Genomic DNA, 14957 nt, shown 5'->3' on the forward strand with positions numbered 1-14957 from the left:
GGGCTGCCAGCAAAAAGGGTGAATGTGGGACCTTACCACTCGAATATTTTCCACGACGGAATCAGCATATCCGGTTGGTCTGAACGAATAAAATTGGCATCTGTACCATCGGCACGCACCAGGAAGTAGGGCTTACCGCCCTTCGGGGTGATTTTGACGGCATACAGGAAGCCATTCTGGCGGTACTCCTGAATCGTCTTGTCACCTTCGGTGCGGATAGTAACTTCCGGGTCTCCTGACGGTGCGTCATCGGCAGCAACAGCGATTAGCGGGCAGAGTGCAAACAGGCCAGCCAGCAACAGGCGATTTGTTGTGCGCATGATAACCTTGTCCCTTTGTCGTCAATGGTCCTCGCATTCTAGCGCCGACCCCGCCGAAAAGGTTGATTCTGCTCATGAGCCAAGCTCCCCTCGTCCTGGTGGACGGTTCTTCTTACCTGTACCGCGCTTTTCACGCGCTGCCGCCACTTGCCACGTCCAAAGGTTTGCCGACTGGAGCCGTGAAGGGCGTGCTGAATATGCTCAAAAGCCTGCGTCGGCAATATCCGGACAGCCCGTTTGCGGTGGTGTTCGACGCCAAGGGCGGCACGTTCCGTGACGATCTGTATGCCGAGTACAAAGCCAATCGCCCGAGCATGCCAGATGATTTGCGCGTGCAGATCGACCTGCTGCATGCCTGCGTAAAAGGCTTGGGCTACCCATTGCTGTGCGTGGACGGGGTCGAAGCCGATGACGTGATCGGCACCTTGGCGCGCAGTAGCGCGGCGGCGGACCGGCCGGTAATCATTTCCACCGGCGACAAGGACATGGCGCAGTTGGTGGATGGCCACATCACGCTGGTCAACACCATGACAGGCAGCGTCCAGGACGTGGCGGGCGTGAAAGAGAAGTTCGGCGTCGGCCCTGAGCACATCATCGATTACCTGGCGCTGATGGGCGATAAGGTCGATAACATCCCAGGCGTGCCGGGCGTTGGCGAAAAGACTGCCGTAGGCCTGTTGGTCGGCGTGGGCGGCGGCCTGAAAGAGTTGTACGAAAACCTCGAAATGGTCGCGACGCTGCCGATCCGTGGCGCGAAAACCCTGGCTGCCAAGCTCGAAGAGCACCGGGCGATGGCGTTCCTGTCGTACGAACTGGCGACGATCAAGATCGATGTGCCACTGGATATCGAGCTGGATCAACTGCACTGCACCGAGCCTGATCGTGAAGCGCTGCTTGAGCTGTACGCCGAGTTGGAATTCAAAAGCTGGATTGAAGAGCTGCACCGCGACGCCAAGCGTGTCGGTCTGGAAATCGCCATCGAAGAAGCCCCGGCCCCGGCAGAGTCCCGCTACGAAACCATCCTTGAGCAGAGCCAGCTCGACGTTTGGCTGAAGAAACTCAACGACGCGAAGCTGGTGGCGTTCGTGACCCAGAGCAATGGCCTGGACGCCCAGCGTGCGCAACTGGTGGGCTTGTCGTTTGCCGTGCAGACTCACGAAGCCGCTTACATCCCGCTGACTCACTCCTACATGGGCGTGCCGCAGCAACTGGACCGTGATCACGTACTCAAGCAGCTCAAACCGCTGCTGGAAGACCCGAGCAAAATCAAAGTCGGTCAGCACGCCAAGTTTGATATCAATATCCTCGCTAACTGCGCCATTGATGGCGATCAGAGTCAGGGCATTGAAGTTCAGGGGCTGCTGTACGACACCATGCTTGAATCCTATGTGCTGGATTCCACCGCAACCCGCCATGACCGCGAAAGCCTTGCGCTGAAATACTTGGGGCATGCCGCCGGGAATATCCAGGACATCGCTGGCAAAGGCGTGAAACAGCTGACGTTCGACCAGATTTCTCTGGAACTGGCCGCGCAGTACGCTGCTCAGGAAGCTGACATAACGCTGCGCTTGCACGAAGCGCTTCAAGCGAAGCTCGCTGCGATCCCAAGCCTGGCCCCGGTTCTCAATGACATCGAAATGCCATTGGTGCCGGTGCTGGCGGGTATCGAACGCCAGGGTGCGCTGGTGGACGCCAAGCTGCTCGGCATTCAAAGCGTTGAGCTGGGCGACAAGATGGTCGCTCTTGAGCGCGAGGCTTTCGAGATTGCCGGAGAAGAATTCAATCTGGGATCGCCGAAACAACTGGGCGTGATCCTGTATGAAAAACTCGGCATGCCGATCCTGAGCAAAACTGCCAAAGGGCAGGCCTCGACTGCCGAAGCGGTGCTCGCTGAACTGGCCGAGCAAGGCTTCCCCCTGCCCAAGGTGTTGATGCAGTACCGCTCGATGAGCAAGCTCAAGAGCACGTACACCGATCGTCTGCCAGAACAGATCAATCCGCGCACCGGTCGCATTCACACCTCCTACCATCAGGCGGTGGCGGTGACAGGTCGTTTGTCCTCAAGTGACCCGAATCTGCAGAACATCCCGATCCGTACCGCTGAAGGGCGTCGTATTCGTCAGGCGTTTGTCGCCCCCAAGGGCTACAAGCTGCTGGCAGCGGACTATTCGCAGATCGAACTGCGCATCATGGCCCATCTGGCCAAGGATGAAGGTCTGTTGCACGCCTTCCGTAATGACCTGGACGTGCACCGGGCAACGGCTGCGGAAGTCTTCGGCGTCGAGCTTGAAAACGTCACCACCGACATGCGTCGCAGCGCCAAGGCGATCAACTTCGGACTGATTTACGGCATGAGTGCTTTTGGTCTGGCCAAGCAGATCGGTGTGGATCGCAAACAGTCTCAGGCGTACGTGGACCGTTATTTCGCCCGCTACCCAGGCGTGCTCGATTACATGGAGCGCACCCGCACGCAGGCCGCTGAACAGGGCTTCGTGGAGACCATCTTTGGCCGTCGTCTGTATTTGCCGGACATCAACGCCAAGAACCAGGCCTTGCGCAAAGGCGCCGAGCGCATGGCGATTAACGCGCCGATGCAGGGCACGGCGGCAGACATCATCAAGAAAGCCATGGTGGCGGTAAATGGCTGGCTGGAGGAATCGAAGCTGGACGCCAGGGTCATCCTGCAGGTGCACGATGAACTGGTGCTTGAGGTTCGTGAAGACTTGGTTGAGCAGATCAGCGAGCAGATTCGTCCGTACATGAGCGGCGCAGCCCAGCTGGATGTGCCGCTGCTGGTGGAAGTCGGCGTGGGCAATAACTGGGATGAGGCGCACTGACCACGCAGTAAAACCGATTCCTGTGGGACCGAATTTATTCGGGAAGGCGGTATTTCAGACGATACAGAGGCTGCGGATGTACTGGCCCCTTCGCGAATGAATTCGCCCCCACAGGGGTAGCGCTCCAACTTGAGACGCCTTGATAAGGCTCTGGCCCACCGAGAATTTCCGCGCGGCAGGAACTTACCCCTCGAAACACGAGTCAGAGAACTCGATTGGCCGTAAAGCCAGTCATGCTCCTAGTTGTGTTAAGTGTTGGCAGATATCCGGCTTCCCTCCCTGGAAGTCTGGAACTTGAACCCCGAACTTCCCCTCCCCCATATGAAGTCCGGGGTTTTTTTTGCCTGCGATTTACTCGGCCGGTGCCTTGTCTTCCAGCTCCATCCAGCCCGCCAGCACGGTATAGGCTTCTTCCAGCCCCATACGCTTTGGCGCAGAGAACAACTGGATAGTGACTGCGTCGCCCCAACCCTTGCGGATTTCCGACTGGACCTTGAGCAGCGTGTTCTTGGCCGCGCCGTAGGTCAGCTTGTCGGCCTTGGTCAGCAAAATATGCATGGGCATGTGGCTGGCAATCGACCAGTCCAGCATCAGGGTGTCGAAGTCGGTCATCGGGTGACGGATATCCATCATCAGAATCAGACCTTTCAGGCTTTCCCGGCTGCCCAGATAAGCTTCAAGGTGACGCTGCCAGTGCAGTTTCAGCGGGATGGGTACCTTGGCGTAGCCATAACCCGGCAGGTCGACCAGGCGCCGCTCATCGTCCAGTTTGAAGAAGTTCAGCAGTTGCGTACGACCCGGCGTCTTCGATGTGCGGGCCAGGCTGGCGTGCGTCAGGGTATTCAGCGCGCTCGACTTGCCTGCGTTGGAGCGCCCTGCGAAGGCCACTTCAAAGCCTTCGTCGTCCGGGCACTGGTCGACTTTGGCAGCGCTGAGCATGAAGGTTGCCTGTTGGCACAAGCCGAGAATGGGGTTCTTGAGTTGCATGTGATTTCCGGTAAGAGCGGTGCCTGCAAGGGGTGCGGCAAGAGGTGTCGTTTCCGTTTCAGTGAGGCCAGTATATAATTACCGCAGATTTTGTGTGTGCTTTGTCCCGGTCACGGGAAGCTACATCAGCCAAGCGAGAACTATAAGCGCATTAGAACGCAGTCCGCTTTTAACCTGAAAGGGTTGCTGAGTATGAAGGCTTTGGAGCCGCCTGTGTTCAGGAGTTCAAAGCGATGCCGTTGCGTGGATTGTGCAGGGACCGCAATAGCGGGGATTCGTGAACCTTCGTCCGTCTGGATGAGCGAGTCCACCTCTATATAACTATTCACCTTTAGCCGATTTGGATTTCCTGATGAACAAAATTTGCGTGAGTCTGCTGTTGATCCTGGGCATCTGCGGCATGGCTCAGGCGGCTGAGACCGTAGTCGGCGATGCGGCTGCCGGTCAGGCCAAAACCGCTGTGTGCGGCGCTTGTCATGGTCCTGACGGTAACAGCCTGGCGCCGAACTTCCCCAAACTGGCAGGCCAGGGCGAGCGCTATCTGCTCAAGCAACTCAATGAAATCAAGGACGGCAAACGCGTCGTGCTGGAGATGACTGGCTTGCTGGCCAACCTCAATGAGCAGGATCTGAACGACATCGCTGCGTATTACGCCAGCCAGAAAGGTAGTGTCGGGGCCGCTGACGAGAAGCTTGTTGCTCGCGGTGAGGCTCTATTTCGAGGCGGGAAGCTGAATGAGGGCATGCCTGCCTGTACAGGCTGCCATTCTCCTAACGGTGTCGGTAACGCGGCTGCGGGTTTCCCGCACTTGGGCGGCCAGCATGCGGATTACATCAAGAAGCAGCTGGTAGCTTTCCGCGAAGGTGATCGCACCAATGACGGCGACACCATGGTCATGCGCTCGATTGCGGCGAAGTTGAGCAACAAGGATATCGAGGCGCTGTCGCAGTACATTCAGGGACTGCATTAACAGGGTTGGCTGACGCTGATCCTGTGGGAGCCGAGCTTGCTCGCGATAAACGATAACGCGGTATGTCTCCGGGCGCATCGCATGCATCGCCTGCAACGTCACCGCGCAACTCCAGACACACCCCGTTACCGTTCTTCGCGGGCAGGCCCGGCTCCAACAGCTTTTCAACTTAAAAAGGGTAGCTTCGGCTACCCTTTTTTGTTCGTGCCAGCGTTACACTAGCGAACTCGCGCCTTGCCGACCGGTCGAAGTCCGGTCGTTTGAAGGCGACTCATATCAGCCTCAGGAGTAAAGCATGCGTAATCTGATCCTCAGCGCCGCACTGGTTGCCGCCAGTCTTTTCGGTGTTACGGCACAAGCTGCCGAACCAATCGAAGCCGGTAAACAGTACACCGAGCTGAGCAGCGCCGTTCCTGTTTCCGAGCCTGGCAAAATCGAAGTTGTGGAAATGTTCTGGTACGGCTGCCCGCACTGCTACGCTTTCGAGCCGACCATTAACCCGTGGGTTGAAAAGCTGCCCGCTGACGTTCACTTCGTCCGCATCCCTGCCATGTTCGGCGGCCCTTGGGACGCACACGGCCAACTCTTCATCACCCTGGATATCCTGGGCGTAGAGCACAAGGTTCACGCAGCCGTGTTTGATGCTATCCAGAAGGGTGGCAAGCGTCTGACCGACAAGAATGACATGGCTGATTTCGTCGCCACTCAGGGCGTCGACAAGACCAAGTTCCTGGAAACTTTCGACTCGTTCGCTGTGAAGGGCAAGATCGCCCAGTACAAGGAACTGGCCAAGAAGTATGAAATCACTGGCGTACCGACCATGATCGTCAACGGCAAATACCGTTTCGACCTGGGTTCTGCCGGTGGTCCAGAGCAAACCCTGCAAGTGGCTGATCAACTCATCGCCAAAGAGCGAGCGGCTGCAGCCAAGTAAGCAGCGCCTGCCATGCTGCGCAGGAAAGAGGTAAGAAGCGTTGGCCTGCATGATCCGCGGGTCAACGAACATCACCTGCAAGCAAGCGGTCTGCCAGCCGATGGCCGGCTTCGCTTGCTTAGCTTCAACATTCAGGTCGGCATCAGCACCGGCCGCTATGGCCATTACGTCACGCGCAGCTGGCAACATTTACTGCCACACGTGGGACGAGCCGGCAATTTGCGCAAGATAGGTGACTTGCTGGGGGATTTCGATCTGGTTGCCTTGCAAGAGGCCGATGGCGGCAGCTTGCGTTCAGGCTACGTCAACCAGGTAGAACACCTCGCTCAGTTGGGTGCCTTCCCGTACTGGTATCAGCAACTCAATCGCAACCTTGGCCGTTTTGGTCAGCACAGCAATGGTGTGCTGAGCCGCCTGCGGCCCTGGGCTATCGAGGATCATCCGCTGCCGGGGCCGAGTGGGCGCGGCGCGATTCTGCTTCGTTTTGGCGAGGGGGAGGATGCGCTGGTCGTGGTGATGATGCACCTGGCCCTTGGCGCACGCACCCGGACACGGCAACTGGCGTATATCCGCGAATTGATCGGTGGTTATCGCCATCAGGTCCTGATGGGCGACATGAACACCCACGCCCTGGATCTGCTGGAAAACTCACCCCTGCGCGACCTGGGTTTGCTGGCTCCACAGGTCGAAGCCACCTTCCCAAGCTGGCGACCTCAACGTTGTCTTGATCATATTCTGCTCAGTCCTACACTCACTCTGGAGCGGGTTCAGGTATTGGCTCAGCCTATTTCCGATCACCTGCCTGTTGCAGTAGAGATCCGCCTGCCTGCTTCCTTAAGTGGCGACTCGCTGCCTGCCCTCAGTCATCCCGGGTCCCCTGCATGAGTGACGAAGCTGAACGCTGGCGAGAAAAGTACCTCAAAGGCATCGAACAACAAGACAAGCTTGAAAAACGCTGGAACGCCCGTCTCGACTTGCTGCGCCGGGGCCTGGTGCGCAGCAGTCTGGCGGCAGAAGGCTCGGACCGGGCTGTTGACCAATGTATGAAGGAAATGCGCGAAATCGTCCGTAAGGACGACATGGACGCAGGCCTTGCCGCACTGATTCCGAAGCTGGAAAAAGCCGTGCTGGACTCAGAGCAACGCCGCGAAGAGCGCGCTGCCCAAGTCAGCAGTGCATTGGTGTCGCTGGTGACGCAGTTGCAGTCCCTGCAACTGCCCAAGGACGTGCGCAAGCCACTCAAGCGTTTTGCCAAAGACCTTGAAGAGCGCGCCTCTCAGGCCCGGGAACTGCCTCTTCTGTTGGGCGAACTCAGCGGTCTGCAGGGGCAAGCGCTGACCGTTATAGAACGGCCCGAAGAGCCGCCCCGGCCAGGGTTGTTGCAGCGCTTGTTTGGTGGGCATGAAACAGGCGATTCAGCTGCTAAAGAAGCTGAAGCGCCTGCGGTTGTTGATGAGGCTGCGTCTGCGGCTAAAGCCGATCGCGTGCCCGACGCAGCCGAGGCGGATGATTGGGACGGGCCTGCCGATACTCAACAGCAAGCAGGCGCAACCGATAATCCACCATTAGCCGCAGTGAAGGCTCCATTGGAGGCATCACCGCCTCCGTCTTCTGCTCCGCCACTGCAAGCCCCGCTGCCAGACGTGCAGGTCCCGGTGGCCCAGCCCGCCGCTGTTGCAGTGGCTGAGGTGGACGCTCAACCTGTTCCTGTTTCATCAGCGCCTGTCGAACCCAAGACCGCTTCCACGCCGGAAGCTCCACCGATTCAGGATCTGCTGACGCCCACCCCGGCGGTACCTTATGAGTATGTCCCGGAGCCAGTGGCTGCTGTCACCGACGAAGAAGAGGTGCCTGAGGATGCAGAGGGTGGCGGAGAAGATTCTGCCTATGCATTACCCAGCTCTCCGGAGCCCAGTTACAGCTCGGTAGCGGCGCATATCGAAGACACACTGCTGGGACTTCTCAACGATCTGACACTCCCGGAGCATCATCGCCCGCAGGCCGAGGCGATGCGTCAGCGTCTCGAACATGGTCTTAACTGGTACGAATTGCTGCCTATTCTCGACGATCTTGCGGTCTTGATGCTTGCTATCACTGATAGCGGCCAACATGAGTTCGAGATTTATCTAAAGCAGCTCAATGAGCGTCTGGAGTCATTCCAGAGCAACCTCCAGGCCGCCAGCGAGGATTACGTTGACCAGCAGACAGCCTCGCGAGAGCTGAACAATGAGTTGCGTCTTCAGGTGGATGGTTTGCAAAGCAGTGTCCAGGACGCTGCTGACTTGCCTAGCCTGAAGAAAATTCTGGAGAACCGGCTGGAAGGTCTGCTGGGGACTATGGATCAGCACCAGAAGACCCGTGATGAGCGTGAGCAGGATGTGGCCGCACGCCTGCAAAGCCTGGCCAGTCGAGTGGCGACCATGGAGCAGGAAGCGCTGGGTTTCAGGGCCAATCTGGAAGAGCAGCGGCAAAAGGCGTTGATTGATCCTTTGACTGGTTTACCCAACCGGGCAGCCTGGGAAGAGCGTCTTGGGCACGAGATGGCCGTGTGGCAAAAGAACAAAACCAGTCTGCTGGTCTGCATTCTGGATCTTGATCACTTCAAACGTATCAACGACGGGTACGGGCATCTGGCCGGTGATCGGGTCCTGAAAATAGTCGCCAAGGTTCTGAAGAAACAGCTGCGCTCCACCGATTTCATTGCCCGCTTTGGGGGGGAGGAGTTTGTAATTCTGCTGCCGGCCACTCAAGTGACGGCGGGTCTGGCTTTGCTGGAACAGTTACGGGTCGCTGTTGAGCAGTGCCCGTTCCATTTCAAAAGCGAGCCGGTAACGATCACCGTTTCCAGCGGCGTGACCGCGCTACGTCCCGGAGAGCGAAGTGATGTAGCGCTCAAGCGCGCCGATCAGGCCCTGTACCGTGCCAAGGAAAACGGTCGAAACCGGGTTGAGCAAGGCTGACCGAGGGCCTGATTGCCATGACCGATTTCCCGGCAGTGCGTTATGCTCCCTTCTTTACTGTCCATGTGTTCAGGTTTTCATGAAGCTGTTTTTATCTGCCCTGCTGCTCATTACGTTAACGGCCTGCACCAGCGGGCCGCGACTCGATACCAGTCATCCTTCGGTGAATTACGACAATCGTATCCAGTTTGTTGTGGTCCACTACACCTCCGCGACGCTGGAGCGCTCCCTCGAATTGCTCACCCATGGCGAGGTCAGTGCGCATTATCTGATCGGTGACATCCCGCCGACCGTCTACAAGCTGGTCGACGAGAACGCTCGGGCCTGGCATGCGGGTGAAAGCGAGTGGGATGGGCGTACCTGGTTGAACTCTGCCTCGATTGGCATCGAAATAGTCAATCCGGGGTATCGCGACACGCCCACTGGCAGGCTGTGGTATCCCTACACGGAAGGTCAGATTCAGGCGCTGATCGTGCTGCTCAAGGACATCGTCAAGCGTAACCACATCGACCCTCGCCACATCATTGGTCACAGTGACATTGCTCCGGCGCGCAAGCTTGATCCGGGGCCGCTCTTTCCCTGGAAGCGACTGGCGCAAGAAGGCCTGGGTGTATGGCCTGATGAGCGCCTGGTTGCGGAACAGCAGGCGTTGATGCTGGACACCGTGCCAGACGTCGTCTGGTTCCAGCAGCAACTCGCCAGGGTGGGTTACTCAACGCCGCAAACCGGCGAGCTGGATGTTGCGACGCGGGACGTATTGGCTGCATTCCAGATGCACTATCGGCCTGCGCGTTTTGACGGACAGCCAGATGTCCAGAGCGCCGCGATCCTCAAGGTGCTCAACCGTCAGCGTTAATTCCACTAAATTGTTGCCGTAGCCCTAATCAAACGGGCTATTTCCGCGCTTGTTGCTATACCTACAGGGATACCTGCGGATAACAACCTGATGCGCGACACGGCAACACCCTTTCGCTTGACCTTCTATCGTCCTTGGCTGATGGCTTTGCTCGCCGCCTTGATAAGTGCGGCTGTGCTGTTGGCGGGCAGCTTCGCCCTGGCAGTGCATCAGGCGCGACAGAACGAAAGCGAGCAGATGAATGCTCAGGGCGGGCGTTTTCTGGTGCGTATGGAGCAACTGTTTGGCCAGTTGCGTACCGGGCTCGATCAGTTGGAGGCCCAGCCTCTGCGTCGTTGCAGCCCGGAGATGGTCGAGCGCCTGCGTCAGGTCACCTCCAGTTACCGGTTTATCTATGAAGCCGCTTTCGTTGGCGATAGCAGGGTGTGTTCCAGCGGTGCGCGCGATATCGCTGTCGCTCAATCCCGGGAGCCGGATATTCGCGGCCCCACCTACGATTACTGGCTCAATACGGCGGCCCAACCTGATGACAACCTTGCATCGCTGGTGCTCGGGCTGGGCGGCTTCAGAGTTTCGACCTCCCGCGGGCATTTGACCGATGTGGTGGATTTGCCCAGCGGCGGCAGCTTGCTGGTCGTGCTCAACCACGGGGCCAAGGCCGTCACGGTACTGGGGCCTGAGCAGTCCTGGCCGCCCAGTATTCCCTGGTCTGCGACCGGCACTGAGAAGCTGATGATCACCGACACCCGGTTGATCTATCGCATGCCAACTGAAAGCCCTGAATATCAGCTGGTGATGATTGCTCCGCGCGCCGGCCTTCAGGAGAAGGTAACAGGAGCCTGGTGGTTGTTGGTTCCGGCCAGTTTGCTGGTTGCCTTGTTCATTGGGGTGCTGGTGCTGCAACTGGTGCGTCAGCAACAGTCATTAGGGGGGGAGCTGAATGGCGCGTTGCGGCGCGATGAGCTTAAAGTGCTCTATCAGCCCATTTTTGATCTGGGCACGCGCCTTTGCGTGGGTGCCGAGGCGCTGGTGCGCTGGCGCAGGCCGGACGGCACGCTGACCAGTCCCGATCTGTTCATCCCCTTGGCAGAAAATACCGGTCAGATCCGCCAGATCACTGATTTCGTTCTGCAGCAATCGCTTGAGCAACTAGGCCCGCTGTTGCGTGCCAATCCGCAGTTGTACATCTCGGTTAACCTTGCAGCCTGTGATGTGATGGCGCCTCGCATCGGGCGGGTGACGGCCAAACTGTTGGCGGTGCATAAAGTCTCGGCCCGGCAGATTGCCTTTGAGGTGACCGAGCGCGGACTGATCGATGTTGTTATCGCGCGAAACCACCTGCAGGCCTTGCGCGACAAGGGGCATCCAGTGCTGATCGATGATTTCGGCACGGGCTACTGCAGCCTGGCTTACCTGCAAACCTTGCCGGTGGATTGTTTGAAGATCGACAAGGCGTTCATCGACGCCCTGGGTCACGACGCTGCCAGCAGTGGTGTGGCCCCACACATCATTCGCATGGCTCATGCCCTTCAATTGCGGGTAATCGCTGAAGGTATCGAGTTCGAGTCCCAAGCCCGGCTGCTGATGAGCGAAGGTGTGAAATACGGGCAAGGCTGGTTATTCGCCCGGCCCCTGAGCGCTCAGAAGTTCAGCGAGCTGGTCACCGGTGGGCGTCGCAGTCAGGGGCGTCGGGCTGAGGATGTGGCATAGCGTTCCTGCGGGAGATCGCTTTTTTGCCTGTAGGAGCGCGCTTGCCCGCGACGGCGTCATTGCTGGCGATCTATTCATCGACTGACAGATTGAATTGCGGGCAAGCGCGCTCCTACAGGCAGGGCCAATGTTTGCTGCGCGACAGCGCGGTGGTGCCGATTAACCCTATAACGGCAGCGCCATATAAAACTGGGTGCCCTGCCCTGGCCTGGAGTAAACGCCCATGCGGCCGCCGTGCAGTTGCACGATTTCCTTGCAGAGCGCGAGACCCAGCCCGGCACCGCCCTTCTTGCGCCCGACCTGGACGAAGGGTTCGAATATTCTCCCCTGTTGACCATAGGCAATGCCTTCGCCGTTGTCTTCCACACTGATGATCACCCGCTCGCCATGGCGGCGTGCCTGCAGGCGAATCAAGCCATTTTCAGGGGTGTGGCGCAGTGCGTTATCCAGCAGATTGTCCAGTACGCGTTCAAGCTGAGCACGGTCTGCGTGGAGTCGGGGCAGTGGATCCTGCGTTTCAATCGACAAGACAATGTCTTGATCATGGGCTTTTGCGTCGAAGCGCTGTCGTGCCTGCTCCAGCATCTCTTCGATTGAGACGGGCGCAAGCGTGAGTTTCTGCAGGCCATTCTGATAGCGGGAAAAGTTGAGCAGGTCGTTGATCAACTGCATCAAACGTTGCATTTCCTCGTTGACCGTGTCGAGCAGGTCCGACTCCCTGGAGTCTGCAGGGAATTTCGCGCGTTCGCGGAACAGACCAAACGCCATGTGCATGCCGGTGACTGGCGTGCGCAGTTCATGGGAGGCGCGCAATACAAACTCGCTGCGAACCCGTTCGAAGGCGCGCTGCTCGGTCACGTCGTGGAGCACCATCACTGCGCCTAGAATGTGGCCCTTGGTGTGGCTGACCGGCGTCAGGCTATAAGTCAGCAACCGTGATTCGCCGTCCACCTCGATGGCAAGATCCTCCGGCGCGCGCTCCAGTGTGCCGCCCCGCAGGGTCAGGTACAGCTGTTCATCCAGCTCTGGGCGCTGCAACGCCTCACCAAGCCCTTGGCCAAGCTTTGGCTCGTCCCAGCCCAACTGGCGCTGGGCAACCGGATTGAGGTGCTCCAGGCGACCTTGACGGTCAATCATCAGCAAGCCGTCATCGATGCAGTCCAGCACCGCTTGCAAGCGCTGCTGGCCTGCCAGAAGCTCGTCCACGTTAGTGGCCTGATGTTGCCGCAATGCTTCGGCCATGATCCCGAAACGTCGAGTCAGCAGGTTCATTTCTGCCGCAGAAGAAATCGGCAGGGTCACTTCAAAATTGCCCTTGCCGATATTATCCGCTGCCTTCGCCAGTGCCTCGATGGGTGCGCCGAAGCGCCGGGCGATGCCATGCGCCGTGATGAATCCGATGCACAACACCGCAAGCCCCACCAGGCCGAGCAAGCCTGCCACCCATAGCGCCCTTTCACGGGAATGCACTTCCACCTGGCTGATGTTATCCAGCGACTTGCGATGGGCGATCAGCAAGTTATTGCGCAGGTCGTTGAAGGCTTCGGTCAGTTCCGAATTGTCACGCATCGCACGCGAGGACTGGCGGGACTCTTCATACGCATCAATAAATTTCTGATAATCCACCCTGGCTGCGTGAAAACCGTTGTCGACGTTATTGCGTTCATCGTGCTCGACGCCTTGCTCCAGCAAGACCCGGAACTGGTCCTGAAGCTTGCCAAGCGGTTTGGGATCAGGTGTCTCATTGAGCATCATGACCAGTTGATCGCCCAGGTTCTGCCGAAGCTTCAGCCCGGTGTCCAGTGTCACAAAGTTCTGCTGGATCAGCGATTCCTGGGAGTTCGCCATTTGCATGACGCTGACAAGCCCGAGCATCAGCCCCAACAACGCTACCGTTATCAAGGCCGAGATGCTGAAGAACAGCCGCGTTCGCAACTTCATCGCCAGTTTCATGCCGCGTTAGTCATAGGTTGTACTGCTTGCGTTTGCGATAGAGCGTCGACGCGTCGATGCCTAGCGTCTTGGCTGCCTGATCCAGAGTATCGCTGGTGGCCAAGACCGCGCCGATATGGGCTTTTTCCAGTTCGTCCAGGCTCAGCGCCGCACCGACTCGCGGGGCATTGCTGGTGGGTTGTTCGGCCATACCCAAGTGGGCAATTTCGACTCGCTCCTGCGGGCAGATAATGCTGGCGCGTTCAATCACGTTACGCAGTTCGCGGATATTGCCTGGCCAGCGATAGTTCAGCAGGGCGGCTTTGGCTTCGTCGCTGAAACCTCTTGCCGGGCGGGCGTAATCCTTGACGAAGCGGGCCAGGAATCTGTCCGCCAGGGTCAGGATATCTTCGGTGCGTTCACGCAGGGCGGGCAGGTGCAGAGTAATGACGTTCAGGCGGTACAGCAGATCCTCCCGGAAACGGCCATTGCGCACCATGTCTTCGAGGTTCAGGTTGGTCGCCGCAAGAATGCGCACATCAGCCCGTCGAGTCACGGGGTCGCCGACGCGTTCGTATTCTTTATCTTGAATGAAACGTAGCAGTTTTGGCTGTAAAGTGAGCGGAAAGTCGCCGATCTCGTCGAGAAACAGCGTGCCGCCGTCAGCTTGGTTGACACGCCCCAGTGTGCTTTCGCTCGCACCGGTAAATGCCCCGCGGCTGTGACCAAACAGTTCACTTTCCATCAGCTCTGCGGTCAGCGACGGGCAATTGATGGTGACGCAGGATTTCTTGTTGCGCTTGCTCCAGCCATGAATGGCGCGGGCCAGTTCGCCCTTACCTGTACCTGACTCACCCAGAATGAGGATGTTAGCGTCGGTGGTCGCCACCTGGCGGGCGGTTTCCAGAATCGCCATCATCGAAGGGCTGTGGGAGTCGAGGCCGTCTTTAGGTTTGCGAATTTCACCTTCCAGCGCTTCCAGCCGCGCCGATAGCTGACGTACTTCCAGTTGCTTGGCCGTTGCCAGACGCAGTTGATCAGGGCTGCACGGCTTGACCAGATAATCGGCTGCACCGGCCTGAATCGCATCGACTGCGGTATCTACCGCTGAGTGGGCAGTGACGATCACTACCCGCATCCAGGGTGCCTGGACGCGCATTTGCGCCAGTACATCGAGTCCATTGTCTTCGCCTAGCCGCAAGTCCAGAAAGCACAGATCGAAGACCTGGCGTTGCAGCAACGTTTCCGCTTGGGATGCGCTGTTGGCGGTGGCGACACTGTAGCCCTCATCTTCCAGGCAATAACGGAACGTGCGAAGGATCGCGGATTCGTCATCCACAAGCAGAATACGGCCCTGATTCTCAGTGGCTGCTTCCATTTTTCCTACGCTCCTTAATGAATTGTCTTGCGTTAGTGTCGGAATAATCGGGCAAGTTGCATGGTTGATTCTG

Annotated in this window: 11 protein-coding genes; 7 read left to right on the top strand and 4 right to left on the bottom strand. The window is 58.3% G+C overall.

The window, feature by feature from the left end; translation table 11 throughout:
* Positions 1-32: 32 nt before the first annotated feature.
* A complete protein-coding gene (locus EE949_RS28110) occupies positions 33-320 on the bottom strand; it encodes a DUF2782 domain-containing protein (protein WP_122667271.1) in 288 nt (95 codons plus the stop codon).
* A gap of 74 nt (positions 321-394) precedes the next feature.
* Here EE949_RS28110 and polA point away from each other — a divergent pair, with 74 nt between their 5' ends.
* Entirely contained in the window at positions 395-3157 is a 2763-nt protein-coding gene (gene polA / locus EE949_RS28115; RefSeq protein WP_122667272.1) for a DNA polymerase I, read from the top strand.
* Positions 3158-3508: 351 nt separating this feature from the next.
* Here the strand turns inward: polA and yihA are convergent, their stop codons facing one another.
* Positions 3509-4144, bottom strand: coding sequence for a ribosome biogenesis GTP-binding protein YihA/YsxC (gene yihA / locus EE949_RS28120; RefSeq protein WP_122667273.1), 636 nt, complete (start codon positions 4142-4144; stop codon positions 3509-3511).
* A 352-nt stretch (positions 4145-4496) separates the two neighbouring features.
* On the opposite strand from yihA, the gene EE949_RS28125 reads away from it, so the two are divergent.
* The 6 genes from EE949_RS28125 to EE949_RS28150 all read left to right on the top strand — a co-directional run bounded on the left by EE949_RS28125 (position 4497) and on the right by EE949_RS28150 (position 11574).
* On the top strand, positions 4497-5114 hold the full coding sequence (locus tag EE949_RS28125) for a c-type cytochrome (RefSeq protein WP_122667274.1): 618 nt from the start codon (positions 4497-4499) through the stop codon (positions 5112-5114).
* A 295-nt stretch (positions 5115-5409) separates the two neighbouring features.
* Positions 5410-6048 (top strand): thiol:disulfide interchange protein DsbA/DsbL, encoded by a 639-nt coding sequence (locus EE949_RS28130; protein ID WP_122667275.1) that lies wholly within the window; start codon positions 5410-5412, stop codon positions 6046-6048.
* Positions 6049-6060: 12 nt separating this feature from the next.
* On the top strand, positions 6061-6933 hold the full coding sequence (locus tag EE949_RS28135; RefSeq protein ID WP_122667276.1) for an endonuclease/exonuclease/phosphatase family protein: 873 nt from the start codon (positions 6061-6063) through the stop codon (positions 6931-6933).
* Positions 6930-9008, top strand: a complete 2079-nt coding sequence (locus EE949_RS28140) for a diguanylate cyclase (protein WP_122667277.1) — start codon at positions 6930-6932, stop codon at positions 9006-9008. Before EE949_RS28135 ends, EE949_RS28140 begins: the two co-directional genes overlap by 4 nt.
* 79 nt (positions 9009-9087) lie before the next feature.
* Positions 9088-9864, top strand: a complete 777-nt coding sequence (locus EE949_RS28145) for an N-acetylmuramoyl-L-alanine amidase (protein ID WP_122667278.1) — start codon at positions 9088-9090, stop codon at positions 9862-9864.
* A gap of 90 nt (positions 9865-9954) precedes the next feature.
* A complete protein-coding gene (locus EE949_RS28150) occupies positions 9955-11574 on the top strand; it encodes an EAL domain-containing protein (protein ID WP_122667279.1) in 1620 nt (539 codons plus the stop codon).
* A gap of 165 nt (positions 11575-11739) precedes the next feature.
* Here EE949_RS28150 and EE949_RS28155 read toward each other — a convergent pair whose 3' ends face one another.
* Together EE949_RS28155 and algB are read right to left on the bottom strand one after the other, a co-directional pair.
* A complete protein-coding gene (locus EE949_RS28155) occupies positions 11740-13527 on the bottom strand; it encodes a KinB sensor domain-containing domain (protein WP_122667280.1) in 1788 nt (595 codons plus the stop codon).
* Between the two features lie 10 nt (positions 13528-13537).
* Complete coding sequence (gene algB, locus EE949_RS28160; RefSeq protein WP_122667281.1) at positions 13538-14884, bottom strand: sigma-54-dependent response regulator transcription factor AlgB; 1347 nt, start codon at positions 14882-14884, stop codon at positions 13538-13540.
* Between the last annotated feature and the right edge of the window lie 73 nt (positions 14885-14957).

The sequence above is a fragment of the Pseudomonas viridiflava genome, assembly GCF_900602065.1.
GTDB lineage: Bacteria > Pseudomonadota > Gammaproteobacteria > Pseudomonadales > Pseudomonadaceae > Aquipseudomonas.